Source organism: Roseateles sp. SL47 (assembly GCF_026625885.1).
Taxonomy (GTDB): Bacteria; Pseudomonadota; Gammaproteobacteria; order Burkholderiales; family Burkholderiaceae_C; genus Roseateles.
Genome location: NZ_CP113068.1, coordinates 3,893,444 through 3,912,118 on the forward strand (window position 1 = coordinate 3,893,444; position 18,675 = coordinate 3,912,118).

The following is an 18,675-nucleotide window of genomic DNA, read 5'->3' on the forward strand; positions in this document are numbered from 1 at the left end:
CCATGGACAGTCTCAAGATTCCCGTCATTTATGACACCGATCCCGGCATTGACGACGCCCTGGCGCTCGCCCTGCTGGCCGCCCATCCGCGTTTTGACCTGAAGGCCATCACGGCGGTTCATGGGAACGCGTCGGTGGACATCACCGCCCACAATGCCCGCAGCCTGGCCGCGCTGTTCAAGCTGGACATCCCCGTGGCCACCGGCGCCGCCGGCCCGCTGCTGGACAGCCGCCGTCGCGAAGGCGCATTGCATGTGCACGGTGACGACGCGCTGGGCGGCATCGCCCACCAATTGCCGCAGTCCACCCGCCCGGCGGACCCGCGGCCCGCCCACCAGCTGATCTGCGACCTGGTGAATGAACACCCCGGTGAACTGACGCTGGTGGCGGTGGGGCCTTTCACCAACCTGGCGCTGGCCCTGAAGCAGGACCCCAGCATCGCGACCAAGGTCAAGCAGGTGGTGGTGATGGGCGGCGCCTTTGGCCTGAAGGGCCACAGCGGCAACGTCTCGCCGGTGGCGGAAGCCAACATCATGGCCGACCCCGAAGCGGCCGACCAGGTGCTGACGGCCGCCTGGCCGGTCATCGTGGTGGGGCTGGATGTCACCCAGGAAGTCATCATGCGCGAGGCCGACCTGGCCCGCCTGCGGGGACGCGGTGACGGTGCCGGTGAACTGCTCTGGCAGGCCACCCGGCACTACCAGAAGTTCTACGATGCCCGCGACCACATCGGCGGCATCTATGCTCACGATGCCAGCGCCGCCGCCGTGCTGCTGGTGCCGGAGGCCTTCACCCTGCGCAGCGGCCCGGTGCGGGTGGCGCTGGAAGGCATTGCCACCGGCCAGACCATCCAGGACTGGCGCCAGGAACAATCGCAGCGCACGGCCTGGTCGGGCCATCCGGCGCAACAGGTCTGTGTGGCGGTGGATGCGCCCCGGGTCCTGGCCCTGTTTGACGAGATTTTCTGAGGAGATTCCCCATGACTGCCCAAGCCCCCCAAGCCGTGAAGCTGTTGCTGCCCCGCTGGCTGATCACCATGACGCCGGGCAGCCCGGTGCTGGAACAGCATGCGCTGGCCGTGGAGGGCGACCGCATCGCCGCCGTGCTGCCGCGTGAGGAAGCGCTGCAGCGGTATGCGCAGGCGGAACGGGTGGAACTGCCGCACCATGTGCTGATTCCCGGCCTGATCAATGCACACACCCATTCGGCCATGTCGCTGCTGCGTGGCGTGGCGGATGACCTGGCACTGATGGACTGGCTGAACAACCACATCTGGCCGCTGGAGCGGCAGTGGGTGAGCGAGGACTGGGTCTACCAGGGCTCGCTGCTGTCGGCAGCGGAAGCCATCCGCGGCGGGGTGACCTACCTCAACGACATGTATTTCTTCCCCACCGCCATGGCTCGTGCGGCAGTGGACAGCGGCCTGCGTGCCGGCGTGTCGATCAACGTGATCGACTTCCCGACCGGCTATGCCGCCAATGCGCAGGACTACATTCAGAAGGGCCTGGCGGCCTATGAACAGTTCAAGGGGGAATCGCTGCTGGACTGGACCAGCGCCCCGCATGCACCTTACACCGTCTCCGACGAGACCTTCACCCAACTGCGCGAGCTGGCGGAGAAGTACGACCTGCAGGTGCACTGCCACATCCACGAGACGCAGGATGAGATCGACGGCAGCGTCAAACAATACGGCGTGCGTCCGCTGGAGCGCCTGGACAAGCTGGGCCTGCTGAATGAACGCATGATTGCCGTTCACATGGTCCACCTGTCGCCGCAGGAGATTGAGTTGATTGCCCGCAAGGGCGTGCACCTGGTGCACAACCCCAGCTCCAACCTCAAGCTGGCGTCCGGCATTGCGCCGGTCAAGGCACTGGAGGCGGCGGGTGTCAACACCGTGCTGGGCACGGACGGCGCCGCGTCCAACAACCGGCAGGACATGTTCACCGAAATCCGCGCCGCCGCGCTGCTGGCCAAGGGTTCCACCGGCGACCCGCTGACCGTTTCCGCCCGCACCGCGCTGGAAATGGCCACCGTGCGTGCCGCCAAGGCCATGGGCCGTGCCCATGACCTGGGCACGCTGGAGCCGGGCAAGCAGGCCGACGTGGTGGCCGTGTCGCTGGAGGCACTGGAATGTCAGCCGGTCTATCATGCCGATGCCCAGCTGGCCTATGTGGCGGGGCGTGAACATGTCACGGATGTCTGGGTGGCCGGTCGGCAGTTGTTGAAAAATCGCACAAATACATCGATTGACACCGGGGCTCTTATGGGACGAGTGCAGGACATCGTGGCTAAGATGCGGGCGGGGCGTTAACCCCCTCGTTTGAGGGGAGGGTTGGCGCCAGGCGTCGACCCGGGATCAGCTGTCCACAAGGCGGATGACGGTCGGCATTTGGGGACAGACGCCGGCGAGGTGGCTACACATGCCCGCCCGTCGGCAGGAATCATCAGAATGAAAGACCGTTCATCCGTCGGCCGCCGCCTGCTGGCTGCAGTTCTTCCCACCATGGCCCTGGTGGCCAGCCTGGGCGGCGCTTCGCTGAGCGCCCAGGCCCAGATCATCGTCGGCCAGACCAACGGCGTCACCGGACAGGTGGCCGCCAGCGTCAAGGAACTGAACCTCGGCGCCAAGCTCTATATCGACCATGTGAATGCCACGGGCGGTGTCAATGGTCAGAAGATCGAAGTGATCGTCATGGACGATGCTTTTGATCCCAAGCGCACGGCGGCCAACGCCCAGGCGCTGATCGACAAGAACGCCGTGGCCCTGTTCCTGACGCGCGGCACGCCGCACACGCAGGCGGTCATGCCCTTGCTGGACAAGTACCAGATCCCGCTGGTGGCCCCCTCCACCGGTGCGATGCTGCTGCACAAGCCGGTGAACCCCTACATCTTCAATGTCCGCTCCACCTATCAGCGGGAGTCGGAGCGCGCCATTCAGCTGCTGCTGGAAATGGGCAACCAGCGCATTGCCTTGGTGCAGGTGAATGACACCTTCGGCCAGGATGCTGCGGCCGGCGCGCTCAAGGGCCTGGCCGACCAGAAGGTCAAGCCGGTCGCTCATTTGACCTTCGACCGCGAGAAGCCGGACGTGCCGGGCCTGGTGCGCCAGATCATGGCCGCGGATCCGCAGGTGGTGCTGTTCATCGGGACCCAGCAACTGGTGGCCGACAGCATCAACGGCCTGCGTACCGCCGGTTCGCGCGCGATGGTGTCCACGCTGTCCAACAATGCGTCGGCGGGCTTCCTGCAACTGCTGGACAAGAACGCAGCCGGCGTGATTGTGTCGCAGGTCTTCCCGAACGAGCGGACCATGACCATGCCGATGGTGCGTGAGATCACCGACCTGGTGAAGAAGGCGCCGGAAAGCGGTGGCATCGTCACGCCCGCCATCATGGAAGGCTTTGCCTCGGCGAAGGTGCTGGTGGAAGCGATCAAGCGTGCCGGCAAGGACGTGAACCGTGGCAGCGTGCTGCGCGCGCTCAACGGCATGAACAAGTACGATCTGGGCGGCCTGGAAGTCTCCTTCAGCTCGACCGACCACACCGGCGCCACTTACGCCGACATCGCCATCATCGATCCGCGCGGCCGTTTCCTGCGTTGATCATTGGCGGCTGATCGCTGATCAGCTGTCACGATGCCCAGGGCCATCCCACCGGATGGCCCTTTTTGTTTCCTGCTCCTGGCGACCGTCTAGGGAAGAACCCTCGCCGTCCTCGCTACAATCACAAGTTCTCCGCCGCGACCCCCCGCGACGCCAGACCTCCAGAGACCAGCTTCATGGCCAGCACCTCCTCCTCCAAGCATCTGATTCACTTCGAGGGGGGCAATGCCCTCTCGTCCTTCCGGGCAACGGCGCTGCTGGCGCGCCTGCAGGCTGTGAGCGACCGCATCACCGCCGTCCACGCCCGCCATGTGCACTGGGTGTGGACCCCGAATGCGCTGGACGACGCCAGCCGCAGCAAGCTGGCCGCGCTGCTGAACTACGGCGACGCGTATGAAGGCCCGTCCGACGGCGCTTTGATCGTCACCGCACCCCGTCTGGGCACCTTGAGCCCCTGGGCCTCCAAAGCCACCGACATCGCCCACAACTGCGGGCTGGACATCCAGCGGGTGGAACGTGTCACCGAATACCGCCTGACGCTCAAGCCGGGCCTGCTCAACACCGTGACCGCTGGCCTGACCGGGGGCCCCAAGCCGCTCACCGAGCAGGAGCTGCTGGCCTGTGCCGACCTGCTGCACGACCGAATGACCGAAAGCGTGCTGCTGAACCGGGAAGATGCGGTCCATCTGTTTGACGACAAGCAGGCCCAGCCGCTGGCCCATGTGGATGTGATCGGCCGTGGGCGCGCAGCGCTGGACGAGGCCAACGGTGCCTGGGGTCTGGCGCTGTCCGATGACGAGATCGAATATCTGGTGACGGCCTTCCAGCGCCTGGGCCGCAACCCGAGCGATGTGGAACTGATGATGTTCGCGCAGGCCAATAGCGAGCACTGCCGCCACAAGATCTTCAATGCCCAGTTCACCATTGACGGTGAAGCCCAGCCGCTGTCGCTGTTCGGCATGATCCGCAACACCGAAAAGCTGAATTCCCAACACACCGTCATCGCCTATGCGGACAACGCGGCGGTGATGGAAGGTCACACCATCGAGCGCTGGATGGCCACCGGTGACCGTCGTGCTCCCCAATACGAAGCCCGCACCGAGACTGCCCATGTGCTGATGAAGGTGGAGACCCACAACCACCCGACGGCCATCTCTCCGCATCCCGGCGCCTCGACTGGCGCGGGGGGCGAAATCCGCGATGAAGGCGCCACCGGCCGTGGCGCCAAGCCCAAGGCCGGCCTGGCCGGGTTCTCGGTGTCCAACCTTCAGTTGCCGGGCCTGGTGGAGCCCTGGGAACAGCAGTCCATCGGCAAGCCGGCGCATATCGCCAGCCCGCTGCAGATCATGACCGAAGGCCCGTTGGGGGGAGCGGCCTTCAACAATGAATTCGGCCGGCCCAACCTGGGCGGCTACTTCCGGGTGTATGAGCAGCAGGTGGACGGTGTCCAGCGCGGTTATCACAAGCCCATCATGATCGCGGGGGGGGTGGGTGCCATCCGCTCGGACCTGACCAAGAAGATCGAGTTCCCTGCCGGCACCTTGCTGATCCAGCTGGGCGGTCCCGGCATGCGCATCGGCATGGGCGGTGGTGCCGCCAGTTCCATGGCCGCCGGCACCAACACGGCCGACCTGGACTTCGATTCGGTCCAGCGTGGCAATCCGGAAATCCAGCGCCGTGCGCAAGAGGTGCTCAACCATTGCTGGGGTCTGGCCGAGCGCAACCCCATCCTGGCGGTGCACGACGTGGGCGCGGGGGGCATCTCCAACGCCTTCCCCGAACTGGTGAACGACGCTGGCCGTGGTGCGCGCTTTGATCTGCGCCAGGTGCCGCTGGAAGAGTCCGGCCTGGCACCGAAAGAAATCTGGTGCAATGAAAGCCAGGAGCGTTACGTCCTGGCCATCGCCCCGGAAAGCCTGCCTCTGTTCGAGAGCATGTGCGCCCGTGAGCGCTGCCCGTTTGCGGTGGTGGGCGTGACCACCGAACAGCGGGAACTGGTGCTGGAAGACGGGCAGGGCGGCGAACGCGCCATCGACATGCCGATGGATGTGCTGTTGGGCAAGCCGCCCAAGGTGCACCGGGATGTCCAGCGGGTGGCCCGCTCCGGCGGCACGCTGAATCTCGATGGCGTGGACCTGGCCCAGGCGGTGACCCAGGTGCTGCGTCACCCCACCGTGGCCTCCAAGCGCTTCCTGATCACCATCGGCGACCGCACCGTGGGCGGCCTGAGCCATCGTGACCAGATGGTGGGCCCGTGGCAGGTGCCGGTGGCCGACTGCGCGGTCACGCTGGCTGATTTCAAGGGCTTTGCCGGTGAAGCCATGAGCATGGGCGAGCGCACGCCGCTGGCGGCGGTGGATGCCCCGGCGTCCGGCCGCATGGCGGTGGCCGAGGCCATCACCAACTTGCTGGCGGCGCCGATCGAACTGTCGCGGGTGAAGCTGTCCGCGAACTGGATGGCCGCCTGCGGCGAGGCTGGTGAAGACGCCGCGCTGTACGACACCGTCAAGGCGGTGGGCATGGAGCTGTGCCCTGCGCTGGGTGTGTCGATCCCGGTGGGCAAGGATTCCCTGTCCATGCGCACCCGCTGGAGCGAGAACGGCGAAACCCGTCAGGTCACCGCGCCGGTGTCCCTGATCGTGTCCGCCTTTGCGTCGATCCCGGATGTGCGGACCACGCTGACGCCCCAACTGCAGCAGGGCGACACCACGCTGGTGCTGATCGACCTGGGCCAGGGCCGCAAGCGCATGGGCGGCTCGATCCTGGCGCAGACCTTGAGCCAGTTCGGTCCGGAAGTGCCGGACCTGGACGATCCCGCGCTGCTCAAGCAGACGGTGGTCGCCGTGAATGAACTGCGTGCGCAAGGCAAGCTGCTGGCCTACCACGACCGCAGCGACGGTGGTCTGCTGGCCGCTGCTGCCGAAATGGCCTTTGCTGGCCAGCGCGGTGTGAGCCTGAATGTGGACCTGCTGGTCACCGAAGGCGACGGCATTACCGACAGCCGTGCGGACACGGGGGATTCCAAGAACTGGGCGAGCCAGGTCAGCGGCCGTCGTGAAGAGCTGACGCTGAAGGCCCTGTTCAATGAAGAACTCGGCGTGGTGCTGCAGGTCGCCACCGGCGACCGCGATGCGGTGCTGCAGACCCTGCGTGCCCATGGTTTGTCCAGGCTGTCGCATGTGGTGGGCAAGACCAATGACGCGGCGCAGGTGGAAGTGTGGCGTGACGCCAAGAAGGTGTTCAGCGCGCCGCTGCAGCAACTGCATCAGGAATGGGACCAGGTCTCCTGGCGCATCACGCGCGACCGGGACAACCCGGCCTGCGCCGATCAGGAACATGCACTGGCCGGCGCACCGGTCGGCGGCCTGCATTGGCTGCCCAGCTTTGATGTGAATGCCGACGTGGCGGCGCCGTTCATCCAGACGGGGGTGCGTCCGAAGGTGGCGATCCTGCGTGAGCAAGGTGTCAACTCGCATGTGGAGATGGCCTACGCAATGTCGCAGGCCGGCTTTGACAGCTTTGACGTCCACATGAGCGACCTGCAGGCTGGCGCGGTGGACCTGAGCCAGTTCAAGGGCTTTGTGGCCTGCGGTGGCTTCAGCTATGGGGACACCTTGGGCGCTGGTGAAGGCTGGGCGCGGTCCATTCTGTTCAACCCGCAGCTGAAGGATGCGTTTGAGGCGTTTTTTGCGCGCCTGGACAGTTTTGCGCTGGGCGTGTGCAATGGCTGCCAGATGCTGGCGGCGCTGTCGCCGATGATCCCTGGCGCGCAACACTGGCCGAAGTTCGTGCGTAATCGCAGCGAGCAATTCGAGGCGCGGCTGGCACAGGTGGAAGTCATGGAATCGCCGAGCCTGTTCTTTGCAGGCATGGCGGGGACGCGGCTGCCGATTGCCGTGGCGCACGGCGAGGGGTTTGCGGACTTCTCGCAGCGGGGTGATGCCAGCCAGGTGATCCGCGCGATGCGTTTTGTGGACGGGGAGGGCCAACCGACGGAGCAGTATCCGTTGAACCCGAATGGCAGCCCGGAGGGCCTGACGGCGGTGACCACGGCGGATGGACGGTTTACCGCGCTGATGCCGCATCCGGAGCGGGTGTTCCGCAATGTGCAGATGAGCTGGACCGGCGGTGACAGGTCGACGTTCAGCCCGTGGATGCGGATGTTCCGTAACGCGCGGGTGTGGGTGGGGTGACCGCAAGGATGTGGGCCCCCGGTTCCGCGGGTACGCGGAACCACCCCCCGAGGGGGTGACCCTCGTCCAGGGCGAGGGCCCTGAACTCAGGTCGATGCGGCCGGCTTGGGGGGGATGTGGGCCCCCGGTTCCGCGGGTACGCGGAACCACCCCCCGAGGGGGTGACCTTCGTTCGGGGCGAAGGCCCCGAACTCAGGTCGATGCGGCCGGCTTGGGGCGGCCCGGCGCCAGCGCAAGTCGGTCCAGGCACGGACTGAGATTGGCTTTTGGGGACGGAGGCAGCTTTTTAAGACTCAGGCTCGCCGGGCGTGCTGCGGCGTGTGGGGGTACGGGTCAAGACCAGGGCATTTGCCAGTTGGCGCGGTAGGCGGCGGCTTCGATGAGGCGGGCATTGGGCTCGTCGTTGGTGAGAGCCCATTCGCGTGCTTGTTCCGGCGTGCGGCCGTGACGCTCGTGGCGAGCAATGAGCTGCGCGAGGCGCTGTTCTTGCGCCACCGTGATGTGCCAGCAGTCATCCAGCATCGGCCTGACTTCGTCCCAGGTCTCGGATTCCAGTAGCAGGTAGTTGCCTTCAATGATCAGCAGCGGCAGCCCCGGTGGCACCGCCAGAGCCCCAGCAATGGGCTCTTCAAGCTCGCGGCGGAACTCCGGGGCGTAGACGGTTTCACCCGGCTGCGGGGCACGCAGGCGGCGCAGCAAGGCCACAAAGCCAGGCGCATCAAAGGTGTCCGGCGCCCCCTTGCGATGGGCTCGCCCCAATCGCTCCAGTTCGGCCTGGGCCAGATGGAAGCCGTCCATCGGCACCACCTGCGCCACCGGACCCAGCGCCGCTTGCAGCAAGGCGGCCACCGTCGACTTGCCCGCACCCGGCGAGCCGGTGATTCCCAAGAGCCGTCGTTCACCCCCCTCCAGCAGGGCGCGCGCACGATCCAAAGCTTCCGTTGGCAATTGCATCAATCCACCTCGAGACGACGGGGCAAGTCAGCACCTCGGCGTGAACAGGTCACCGCCGCCGCTCGACTGGCTAAACGCAAAATGTAGGCCATCTGCGCGCGAGTGAGGCCACGTATCGCGTCGGGCGTGAGCAGGCCCTGTTCGTTCAGTGCGGCCAGCAACATCGCCTGGAAGGTGTCGCCAGCCCCCACCGTGTCCACCACCTCCACCCGGATCGGCTCGGCACGGACATGCCCCGCTGCCGACCAGGCCTCCGCACCCACCGCCCCCCGGGTGATCACCACCAGCGACGCTCCAGCCTCCAACCACGCCGCCGCCAGATCCGCCAGCGCTACATCGGGATACAGGAGCGCCAGGTCTTCCTCGCTGGCCTTGAAGAGGTGGGTGAGCGGCGCCATCCAGTCAATGACCTCCCGCCAGCGCGCGAGATCAGGCTCGACATTCGTCCGGACGTTCGGGTCGTACGCAATCACGCTGCGGCCATGCTCCCGCACAACAAGCGCTCGCAGCGTACTGCCCGCCGGCTCGATCACCATGGCGTAGGAGCCAAAGTGGTAGGCCTGTGCGGACGGTATCGCCGTTTCTATGGCCTCCAGCGCCGACAGCGGCAACTGCGATTCCGCCGCCCCGTGCGAGTAAAACGCATAGTCCGGCACGCCGCTCGGCCGCACCCCCACCAGGCTCAAGGTGGTGGGCGCCTCCGTGCGTTGGACCAGGCAGGTGTCCACCCCTTCCTGGTTCATCGCCGACATCAGCCGCTCGCCCAGAAATCCGCGCGAAACCCCTCCAAAAAATCGGACCGGTTGCCCCAGTCGGGCCAGACCGATGGCGACATTCAGCGGCGACCCGCCCATACGAGCATCCAGCGTGTGACCTGTGCCCGTGCGGCCCTGGTCAAACACATCCATCAGCGCTTCTCCGCTGACCACGATCATGGCGACTTCCTTCCTGCGGGGAGTGAATCCTATAAGTGAAGCGGTCCAGCATGCCCGCCACAGCTTTACCAGGCCCTAGTGGTTTTCCATTAATCAATCCGCTTGATTTATTTATCGGTCGTTTCCACAATTGAAACCACACTACAAAACAGGAGACTTTCGATGCTGCGCTTTCGCTCCGCTCCTTTGACCGCGCTGGCCATGGCCGTCGGCATGACGCTGCTGGCCACACCGGCGCTGGCCCAGGACGCACCGATCATCGGACTGATCGTCAAGACCGAAACCAACCCCTATTTCGTGAAGATGAAGGAGGGGGCCGCCGAGGCGGCCAAGGCCAGGGGCGCCAAGCTGCTGACCGCCGGGGGCAAGGCCGATGGTGACAACGCCAGCCAGGTGACCGCCCTGGAGAACATGGTGGCCGCCGGGGCCAAGACCATCCTGCTGGTGCCGAGCGACAGCAAGGCCATCGTGCCGGCCGTGAAGAAGGCGCGCGACAAAGGCGTGCTGGTCATCGCCCTGGACAGCCCCACGGACCCGACCAGCGCGGTGGACGCACTGTTTGCCACCAACAACTTCCAGGCCGGCGTGCTCATCGGTCAATACGCCAAGGCCGCGCTGGCCGGCAAGCCGCCGGTCATCGTGACGCTGGACCTGTTCCCGGGTCACCCCGTCGGCGCTCAGCGCCACAACGGTTTCATGAACGGACTGGGGCTCCCCGCGCCGGACGCCAAGAGCAATGAACTCGGAAAGACCGCCGACATCGCCTGCATGGCCGACAGCTACGGCGACCAGGCCAAGGGCCAGACCGGCATGGAGAACTGCCTGCAACGGGCACCCAACGTCAACCTGGTCTACGCCATCAATGAACCCGCTGCCGCAGGCGCCTACAACGCGCTCAAGAAGGCAGGCAAGGAGAAGGGGGTGATCATTGTCGCGGTGGACGGGGGCTGCCAGGGCGTGAAGGACGTCGGCGCCGGCAAGATCACCGCCACCAGTCAGCAATATCCGCTGATCATGGCCGCCAAGGGCGTGGAAGCCGGGGTTGAGTTCGCCAAGACCGGCAAGAAGCCCAGCGGCTATACCGATACCGGCGTGGCTCTGATCGCCAACACCCCGGTGGCCGGTGTGAGCAGCCTGCCGGTGGCCAAGGGCCAGGAACTCTGCTGGGGCAACAAGTGATGGCCGCGCCGCTGGGGGCAGGGGGGCCTGCAATGACGGCGGCGCCCGGCCGCCACCTGCCGGCAGGCCTGACGCTGGCGGCCTGCGGGCCGTTCATCGCGCTGCTGCTGGCCTGCGCCTTCTTTGCGACGCAAAGCCCGATCTTTCTGACCGGGGGCAACTTTTCGCTGATCCTGCAGCAGGTCGCCGTGGTGGGGGTCATTGCCATCGGCCAGACGCTGGTGATCCTCACCGCCGGTATCGATCTGTCGTGCGGGATGGTGATGGCCCTGGGCGGCATCATCATGAGCAAGCTGGCCGTGAGCAGCGGCCTGCCCCCCTCGGTGGCGCTGCTGGCCGGGGTGGCGGTGACCACGCTGTTCGGGCTGGTGAACGGGCTGCTGGTGACTCGCATCAAGCTGCCGTCATTCATCGTCACGCTGGGGACGATGAACATCGCGTTCGCCATCACGCAGCTCTACTCTGGCTCGCAGACGATCACCGATCTGCCGCCGCTGATGACCGCGCTGGGCAATACCTTTTCTGTGGGCGGTACCGACTTTGCATGGGGCACCTTGCTGATGCTGGGCTTGTACGGCATTGCCTGGTTCGTGCTGCGCGAGACGGCAGCCGGCCGGCATGTCTATGCGGTGGGCAACAACCCCGAAGCTACGCGGCTGGTGGGCATTCCCACCCAGCGGGTGCTGCTGTCGGTCTATGTGACTGCGGGCTTTTGTTATGGGCTGGCCTCGTTGCTGAGCGTGTCCCGCACCGGGGTGGGGGATCCGAATGCGGGGCAGACCGAGAACCTCGACGCCATTACCGCCGTCGTGCTGGGGGGCACCAGCCTGTTTGGCGGACGCGGCGTCATCATCGGTTCGCTCATCGGGGCGCTGGTGGTGGGGGTGTTCCGCAACGGCCTCACGCTGATGGGCGTGTCGTCCATCTACCAAGTGCTGGTCACCGGGGTGCTGGTCATCCTGGCAGTGACGGCCGATCAGCTGTCTCGTCGGGGAGCGCGTTGAGATGAGCACGGGTATCAGCAGTGGACGGGGCAGTGGATGGGACACACGGGGGAGTACGGCCATGAGCGTTGAGACGAGCACGGGTCAGAGCCCTGGCGCCGCGCCCCGTGTGGTGATGCAGGCGCGGGGCCTTGTCAAGCGCTACGGCCAGGTGACGGCGCTGGATGGTGCTGACTTTGAACTGCGGGCCGGCGAGATCCTCGCCGTCATCGGCGACAACGGTGCCGGCAAGTCTTCGCTCATCAAGGCGCTGTCGGGTGCGACGGTGCCGGATGCGGGCGAGATCCTGCTGGATGGTCGGCGCACCGTGTTCAGAAGCCCCATTGATGCACGACGGGCCGGTATCGAGACGGTTTATCAGGACCTGGCTGTGGCGCCGGCCATGACGATTGCGGAAAACCTGTTCCTGGGCCGCGAAATCCGTCGCCCCGGCCTGCCGGGCACCCTGCTGCGCATGCTGGACAAGCGCCGCATGCTGGCCGAGAGCATGGCCCGTCTGGCGGACCTGAAGGTGGGGATTCGATCGATGTCCCAGCCGCTGGAGACCTTGTCCGGTGGTCAGCGGCAATGTGTGGCGGTGGCGCGCGCGGCGGCCTTTGCGCAGCACGTCGTGATCATGGATGAACCCACGGCCGCCCTCGGAGTGAAAGAGGGCAACATGGTGCTGGAGCTGATCCGCCGCGTGCGGGACAAAGGTCTGCCCGTGGTGCTGATCTCCCACAACATGCCCCATGTCTTCGAGGTGGCGGACCGCATCCACGTGGCGCGTCTGGGCAAGCGGGCGGCGGTGTTGAATCCGAAGCAGATCAGCATGAGCGACACGGTTGCGGTGATGACCGGCGCGCTGCGGGCCGATCAACTGCCGCCCGAGGTGCTGGCTCATTGAGCACGGTGCGTGTGTGGGTCTCGGATCCGTCCAGGAGGAGTCTTTCTTGCCCGCTTTGACTGCTGACGACGAAATGCCTGCCGAGTCCTCGCTCCCGCGTGGCGCCGAGTCCCGGCTGTCCACGCGCGGCTCGAACCAGGGAGGGCTTCGCCAATACAACGAGCGGGTGGTGCAGCAGGCGCTGCGGCTGCATGGGCCGCTGCCGGGCGCCGATCTGGCGCGGCTGACCGGGCTCACCGCGCAGACCGTGTCCCTGATCACCAAGCGGCTGCTGGATGAGGGCTATTTGCGCAAAGGCGCGCCAGTGCGTGGCAAGGTGGGGCAGCCGTCCGTGCCGCTGTCGCTGAATCCACAGGGCGCGTATGCGGTCGGATTGAAGGTGGGGCGGCGGCAACTGGATGCGTTGCTGGTGGACTTCACCGGTGAGGTGCAGGGCCGATGGTCTTGGACCTATGCCTTCCCGGACCCGGATGCACTGCTCTCGGAAATCGCCCGGCGTCTGACGGCGGTTCGGCGCAAACTCGGGCCCGAGGGGCGGGATCGGGTCTGTGGTGTCGGTATTGCCGCACCGCTGGCGCTGGGGGGCTGGCAGAGCCTGCTGGGTGTTGCGCCGGAGCAGGCGCAGCGCTGGGCCGGGCTGAAGCTGAGGGACGAAGTGGCCCGGCGGTGCGAATGGCCGGTGCTGGCGATGAAGGACACCTCGGCCGCCTGCGTGGCCGAACTGGTGTCCGGGCGGGGGCGCAGCCTGCACAGTTTTCTCTATCTGTTTGTGGATACCTTCATTGGCGGCGGGCTGGTCATCGACAGCCATCTGCACACCGGGGCGACCGGCAATGCGGGGGCGGTGGGCTCGATGCCGCTCGGACCCGCAGGGAGCGGGGCGGGGCAGTTGCTCAGCGTGGCGTCTCTCAACACCTTGGAGCAGGCCTGGTCCGCAGCAGGACTCGCACCCGCCGCCGAGGGCCAGGCGCTGCAGTCGCCTTGGCGTGAAGTCACGGAGCCTTGGTTGGCGCAGTCCGGGCCGGCATTGGCTCATGCCATCCATGGGGCCGCCTGTCTGCTGGACCTCCACGGCGTGATCATCGACGGTGTGTTGTCACGGGATCTGCTGAAGGCGCTGATCCGCAGCACCGAAGCGGCGATGAAAGGGCCAGCCTGGGAGGGCGTGGTGCCGCCCCGATTGTTCGAAGGGGCCGTGGGGGCGGATGCAGCCGCCATGGGCGGTGCCTTGCTGCCACTGCATGCGAACTTCGCTCCGGACCGGGAGCTGTTCCTCAAGGATATGGCGGTCTGACGCCGTGACTCCCTTGCCGTGCGACCCTTCAGCTGCGCATCCAGTGGGCTGTCCCACCAAAGGGACGCCGTCAGTCCGCCAGTCCGGAGAGCAATTCGTAAGAGCGACGACGGGCTTTGGCATCGTGCACCGCGCAGGCGACGATGAACTCATCGGCACCCGTGCGTTCCTGAACGTCTCGCAGCCCGGCCTTCACCGTGGCGGGTGAGCCGACGATGGATTCGGCCAGCATGCGCTCCACCTGGAACTGCTCCGATGGCGTCCACAGAACTTCCATCTGAGGCACCGGGCGCGGCAGCAAACCTCGCTGGCCTCGCTGCATGCCGAGGAAACGCTGCTGGATGGAGGTGAAAAGATGCCGCGCCTCTGCGTCGGTATCCGCCACGATGATGTTCAGGCCTACCGCCGCATAGGGCTTGGGGTGGCGTTCACTCGGGCGATATTGCGCTCGGTACATCTCCAGCGCCTGCATGAGCATGGCGGGGGCAAAGTGCGAGGCAAAGGCAAACGGCAGCCCCATGTAGGCGGCCAATTGGGCGCTGTAGAGACTGGAGCCCAGCAGCCAGATCGGGACTTCCGTGCCTTGGCCCGGAACCGCACGAACCAGTTGGTTGGGGGCGGCCGGCGCGAGGTACGCCTGGAGTTCCAGCACGTCTTCCGGGAATCGGTCTTCATGCGCGGTGGACAAATGCCGACGCAGGGCGCGCATGGTGGGGCCATCGGTGCCTGGGGCACGGCCCAGGCCGAGATCGATGCGGCCGGGGAAGAGGGTGGCCAAGGTGCCGAACTGCTCGGCAATGGTCAGCGGTGCGTGGTTGGGCAACATGATGCCGCCGGACCCCACGCGGATGCGCTCGGTGGCGGCGGCAATCTGGCCAATCAGCACCGCCGTGGCCGAGGACGCCACGCCGTCCATGTTGTGATGTTCAGCCACCCAGAAGCGCTCGTAACCGAGCCGCTCTGCCCATTGTGCGAGGGCAATGCTGTCGCGCAGGGCCTGGGCGGCCGAGCCACCTTCCACGATGAAAGCAAGGTCAAGAATCGACAGTTTTGTAGACATGTCGAAAGTCTAGGCTCATTGCCTTCCTCGTGTCGGCGGCATGGCTTTCTGGCGGATGCCATGGCAGGCGTTTCAGGTTCAAGGTCTCGCCCGTTCCACCGCGCAACAGCGCGAAGTGGCCAACCCGGAGGAAACGCTGCATCGCTCCGAAGGGTGCGCTGCAGCGTTGCGCCCGGCCAACTGGCCGCGCCGCCTACAAGTTGTTCATGTCCGATTGGGTGGAGTTGAACCAGGACCAATAGTAGGTGGGTGCTGGATACTTGGCCCGCAAGGCCTTGTATTCCGCGCTGGTCCATCGGGAGGTGGTGTACACACCCACCGACCCAACGCCCGCAAAGTCATCGCGATGTTCAGGTTCGCAGAACAGCACGAAGCGGGTCAGCAAGACAGGATTGCCGGGAGACTTTTGGATCGACACGGTCTGGGACATGGCCAGGTCGCTCAGGCCCTCACACAGTTCACCGGGTACCGCACGCGGCAAGCGGAATCTTGTGCCGTCACGCAAGTACAGATCAAACGGCCCGCTCTTGTTTGGCTTGCCCAGGAGCAGGGCCGCGCCCGTCACGTTCAGCAAGCTCGTGTCCAGTTGGGGTGTGGAAATCTTGTTGGCCTGCAGCCCTATCGCCTCCAGTTGGTTGGCTATCATGACGCTCTTTTCGCCCATCACCATGTTGCCGTTGACCGACATGACCACGTCACGGCCCCGGGTGGACAGGGCGGATCCGCTGCCGACCACCGCAGTCTGGCCAGCAATCTGCTCAGCTTGGATCAGCGCAGCATTCACAATGTTGTGGCCCGCCGCGTCCCAGTTGCCGTTTCCGCCGGGTCCACCCCCGGAGTCCGACACGGCGCCCCCGTCTTCTCCCAACAGGTTGACGGCCGCCAGGATACCCGGAACGCCTTCGCGGCCATCCTTGGACCGGATCGGGTTGTCGCTCTTGGCATGGCCGTACACCCCCTGCATGATCCGGCTGTCCGTGGGGCTGCTCTTCAGGGTCGACAGCCGGCCCGCATAGCCCGCTTGTTCCAGGGCCGCGCCGATCTGAGCTGCGGCGCCAATGGGCAGGCTGACTCCGCCGAAGTAGTAGGGCTGGGTATTAAACACCACGGACTCCAGCGTCCAGGTGTTTGAACCGCCAGTGCCGGGCGAAGGGCCGGTGCCACCACCGGGCGTGCCCGGAGCGGGGCCAAACACTCCCTGCCCGTACTGCTGCCTCATGTAGTCGCAGTAATGACTGCCGTGGAAGAAGACGGAGGAATTGCCGCGATTGGCGGCGATGTGGGCCCTGATCTCAGCGGGGTCGAAGATCGGCAGGATTTTCTTTTCATCCTTCGCATCTGCAATGACCCAGTCGCCGCCCTTGAACTCCTTCTTGTCCTTGGATACCTCCCCGTTGTAGCAACTGACGCCGTTGAGGCTCGGCGGCAGGTCCAGTGGCCGTGCCAGAGAAGAGGTGCCAGGACTCGCACCCGTCAGGGCGGCGGCCTTCATCAGGCTGGCCTGTGCCGGGGTGGCGGCACCACCGGTGGAAGGCGTGTCGCTGACGGGCCGGATCCAGATCGCAATGCGAGCAATGGCGGCTTCACCGGTGGCTTTGTCCACCGCAATGCCGGGGGAGAAGGGCAACATCAACTGGTCGTTGGCTCGTACCAGCTCCAACCTGCGCAGTTCGTCAACCGTCGGTTGATAGCCGTTGGCGATCGTGACGTCGCCCAGCACCAATTTGCAGTCGACCGTCCGTTCAGATTGATCGGAGGGCGAGGTGCCGGCCCCATCACCTAGCACCAGCGCCGCATCCGCACAGCTGCGATCCAGCGCAAGGATCTCCTTGCTGTACTTCTTCATGTAGCGGTTGGCGCCGGTGCTGATGGTGGTGAGCTGCTCCCCCACCGCCTTGCCTTGGTTGACCATCTGCGCATAACGTACGGCCAGCAGCAGGCTGGCGGTGATGCCGGCCACCACCACCCCGGAGATGGCAGTCTCCACCAGCGTGAAGCCTCGCATTCGAGATGCGCTGGCCTTGCGGTTGCGCGGGCGGGCCAAGAGCTGGAGGTGCCGTGGAGGGAAGGCCGGCTGTGGGGGAGCGGCTGACAGGCGTGGTGGCATGGCAGTAGCGCGGTGGCGCGTGATGAAAGAATGCCGCCATCTTCCTGTCGGGCTCCACCCAGGGCTATTGCATCAATCTGCAGAGCTCATCTGCCTTCTTGAGTAAGAAGTTGGCCGTCCACCCTGAATGGGTGGTCGATGTCCCGAGCTTGGTTTTCTCATGGCAAACATGGACCGCCCTGACGGATTCACTGGCGCGCCGGCTCCGGGTCGCGGTACTGCTCGGCGATGGCCTTGAACCGGTCTTGCACCGTGGTGAACGCATCCACCACGTCCGGGTCGAAATGGCTGCCACGGCTTTGGGTGATCAGGCGTGCTGCCTCGTCGTGGGACATGGGGGCTTTGTAGACACGGCGCGAGATCAAGGCGTCGTAAACGTCAGCCACCGCCATCAGCCTTGCGGGCAGGGGGATGTCCGCGCCGCGCAACCCTCTGGGGTAGCCCGTGCCGTCCCACTTTTCCTGGTGGCCGTACGCAATGTCCTTGGCCGTGTGGAGGAACTCGACCGGTGTGCCCAACTGTCGCTCGGCCTGTTCGATGGCGTCCCGACCCAGCGTGGTGTGCGTTTTCATGACCTCGAATTCCTCCGGTGCAAACGGCCCCGGTTTGAGCAGGATGTGGTCGGGGATGCCCACCTTCCCAATGTCATGCAGGGGGGCAGATTTGAAGAGCGTGCTGATGTATTTGTCGGTGAGCAGGCCTTCAAAGCGAGGATGTTGACGCAGCGCTTCGGCCAGAGCCTTGACATAGTGCTGGGTGCGGCGTAGATGTTGGCCGGTCTCGTTGTCCCGCGTTTCGGCCAGGGAGGCCATGGCGTGGATGGTCACGTCCTGGATGGCGGCCAGCTCGGCGGTGCGCCGTGCCACCTCCTGCTCCAGATAGCTGGCTTTGTCCCGCAGGAAATCAGCACTGGCCTTGAGTTGCAGATGCGTCCGCACCCGCGCCAGCACCAGCGGCGGGCTGATCGGCTTGGTGATGTAGTCCACCGCGCCCAGCGCGAAACCGCGGGCTTCATCCTGGGTATCCACCCGCGCCGTCAGGAAGATCACCGGGATGTCGCGGGTGCGCGCCGAGGCCTTGAGCGCCTCGCAGGTTTCGTAGCCGTCCAGCCCCGGCATCATCACATCCAGCAGGATGAGGTCGGGGGGGGTGGGGCCTGCCGCCATGCGCAGCGCCTCGTGGCCACCCGAGGCTGTGACCACGTGATAGTGCATGCTCAGCAGCGCACGCATCAAAGCGAGATTGGTCGGGGTGTCATCCACGACCAGCACCGTGGCCCACGTGGCCGACGCAGCATGTGGCAGCACCGGATCCTCAATCGATGTCATGCGGCTCTCCCTGATTGGTGGTGGCGCGGGCATGGAGGCCGGCACCGCCTGATGGTCCGCTTTCCCATTGGAGGCACGCCCCGATGGTAGCTGCGCGGCTGTCATCATGGCGCGCAGAGGCCCCTGATGGGGGA

Annotated in this window: 13 protein-coding genes; 8 read left to right on the forward strand and 5 right to left on the reverse strand. The window is 65.7% G+C overall.

Annotated elements, in window-relative coordinates:
• Positions 1-2: 2 nt before the first annotated feature.
• From OU995_RS17205 to purL, 4 genes are all read left to right on the forward strand, one after another.
• On the forward strand, positions 3-968 hold the full coding sequence (locus OU995_RS17205) for a nucleoside hydrolase (protein ID WP_267831234.1): 966 nt from the start codon (positions 3-5) through the stop codon (positions 966-968).
• Positions 969-979: 11 nt separating this feature from the next.
• A complete protein-coding gene (locus OU995_RS17210; protein ID WP_267831235.1) occupies positions 980-2,311 on the forward strand; it encodes a TRZ/ATZ family hydrolase in 1,332 nt (443 codons plus the stop codon).
• 138 nt (positions 2,312-2,449) lie between these two features.
• Positions 2,450-3,601: an ABC transporter substrate-binding protein gene (locus OU995_RS17215; protein ID WP_267831236.1), complete on the forward strand. Its 1,152-nt coding sequence runs from the start codon at positions 2,450-2,452 to the stop codon at positions 3,599-3,601.
• Between the two features lie 176 nt (positions 3,602-3,777).
• A complete protein-coding gene (gene purL, locus OU995_RS17220; RefSeq protein ID WP_267831237.1) occupies positions 3,778-7,794 on the forward strand; it encodes a phosphoribosylformylglycinamidine synthase in 4,017 nt (1,338 codons plus the stop codon).
• A gap of 333 nt (positions 7,795-8,127) precedes the next feature.
• On the opposite strand, the gene OU995_RS17225 is transcribed toward purL, so the two are convergent.
• Both OU995_RS17225 and OU995_RS17230 read right to left on the reverse strand, forming a co-directional pair.
• Entirely contained in the window at positions 8,128-8,748 is a 621-nt protein-coding gene (locus tag OU995_RS17225) for a nucleoside/nucleotide kinase family protein (RefSeq protein ID WP_267831238.1), read from the reverse strand.
• On the reverse strand, positions 8,748-9,683 hold the full coding sequence (locus OU995_RS17230; protein WP_267831239.1) for a carbohydrate kinase family protein: 936 nt from the start codon (positions 9,681-9,683) through the stop codon (positions 8,748-8,750). The genes OU995_RS17225 and OU995_RS17230 overlap by 1 nt, the downstream gene beginning before the upstream one ends.
• Positions 9,684-9,845: 162 nt before the next feature.
• Between OU995_RS17230 and OU995_RS17235 the strand changes: the two genes are divergently transcribed.
• The 4 genes from OU995_RS17235 to OU995_RS17250 all read left to right on the forward strand — a co-directional run bounded on the left by OU995_RS17235 (position 9,846) and on the right by OU995_RS17250 (position 14,046).
• Positions 9,846-10,862: a sugar ABC transporter substrate-binding protein gene (locus OU995_RS17235; RefSeq protein ID WP_420714738.1), complete on the forward strand. Its 1,017-nt coding sequence runs from the start codon at positions 9,846-9,848 to the stop codon at positions 10,860-10,862.
• A 32-nt stretch (positions 10,863-10,894) separates the two neighbouring features.
• Positions 10,895-11,866, forward strand: coding sequence for an ABC transporter permease (locus tag OU995_RS17240; protein ID WP_267831240.1), 972 nt, complete (start codon positions 10,895-10,897; stop codon positions 11,864-11,866).
• A gap of 61 nt (positions 11,867-11,927) precedes the next feature.
• On the forward strand, positions 11,928-12,752 hold the full coding sequence (locus OU995_RS17245) for an ATP-binding cassette domain-containing protein (RefSeq protein WP_267831241.1): 825 nt from the start codon (positions 11,928-11,930) through the stop codon (positions 12,750-12,752).
• 46 nt (positions 12,753-12,798) lie between these two features.
• Positions 12,799-14,046 (forward strand): ROK family transcriptional regulator, encoded by a 1,248-nt coding sequence (locus tag OU995_RS17250; RefSeq protein WP_267831243.1) that lies wholly within the window; start codon positions 12,799-12,801, stop codon positions 14,044-14,046.
• A gap of 70 nt (positions 14,047-14,116) precedes the next feature.
• On the opposite strand, the gene OU995_RS17255 is transcribed toward OU995_RS17250, so the two are convergent.
• The 3 genes from OU995_RS17255 to OU995_RS17265 all read right to left on the reverse strand — a co-directional run bounded on the left by OU995_RS17255 (position 14,117) and on the right by OU995_RS17265 (position 18,541).
• A complete protein-coding gene (locus OU995_RS17255; RefSeq protein ID WP_267831244.1) occupies positions 14,117-15,106 on the reverse strand; it encodes an LLM class flavin-dependent oxidoreductase in 990 nt (329 codons plus the stop codon).
• Positions 15,107-15,299: 193 nt separating this feature from the next.
• On the reverse strand, positions 15,300-17,111 hold the full coding sequence (locus tag OU995_RS17260; protein WP_267831245.1) for a hypothetical protein: 1,812 nt from the start codon (positions 17,109-17,111) through the stop codon (positions 15,300-15,302).
• Between the two features lie 290 nt (positions 17,112-17,401).
• Positions 17,402-18,541: a response regulator gene (locus tag OU995_RS17265; protein WP_267831246.1), complete on the reverse strand. Its 1,140-nt coding sequence runs from the start codon at positions 18,539-18,541 to the stop codon at positions 17,402-17,404.
• Positions 18,542-18,675: the final 134 nt, after the last annotated feature.

Excerpts from the sequence above, each read along its gene's own strand:
- OU995_RS17215 (WP_267831236.1), top strand. The coding sequence starts at position 2,450 with ATGAAAGACCGTTCATCCGTCGGCCGCCGCCTGCTGGCTGCAGTTCTT.
- OU995_RS17260 (WP_267831245.1), bottom strand. The coding sequence starts at position 17,111 with ATGCGAGGCTTCACGCTGGTGGAGACTGCCATCTCCGGGGTGGTGGTG.
- OU995_RS17225 (WP_267831238.1), bottom strand. The coding sequence starts at position 8,748 with ATGCAATTGCCAACGGAAGCTTTGGATCGTGCGCGCGCCCTGCTGGAG.
- OU995_RS17210 (WP_267831235.1), top strand. The coding sequence starts at position 980 with ATGACTGCCCAAGCCCCCCAAGCCGTGAAGCTGTTGCTGCCCCGCTGG.
- OU995_RS17235 (WP_420714738.1), top strand. The coding sequence starts at position 9,846 with ATGCTGCGCTTTCGCTCCGCTCCTTTGACCGCGCTGGCCATGGCCGTC.
- OU995_RS17255 (WP_267831244.1), bottom strand. The coding sequence starts at position 15,106 with ATGTCTACAAAACTGTCGATTCTTGACCTTGCTTTCATCGTGGAAGGT.
- OU995_RS17245 (WP_267831241.1), top strand. The coding sequence starts at position 11,928 with ATGAGCGTTGAGACGAGCACGGGTCAGAGCCCTGGCGCCGCGCCCCGT.
- purL (WP_267831237.1), top strand. The coding sequence starts at position 3,778 with ATGGCCAGCACCTCCTCCTCCAAGCATCTGATTCACTTCGAGGGGGGC.
- OU995_RS17230 (WP_267831239.1), bottom strand. The coding sequence starts at position 9,683 with ATGATCGTGGTCAGCGGAGAAGCGCTGATGGATGTGTTTGACCAGGGC.
- OU995_RS17205 (WP_267831234.1), top strand. The coding sequence starts at position 3 with ATGGACAGTCTCAAGATTCCCGTCATTTATGACACCGATCCCGGCATT.
- OU995_RS17240 (WP_267831240.1), top strand. The coding sequence starts at position 10,895 with ATGACGGCGGCGCCCGGCCGCCACCTGCCGGCAGGCCTGACGCTGGCG.
- OU995_RS17265 (WP_267831246.1), bottom strand. The coding sequence starts at position 18,541 with ATGACATCGATTGAGGATCCGGTGCTGCCACATGCTGCGTCGGCCACG.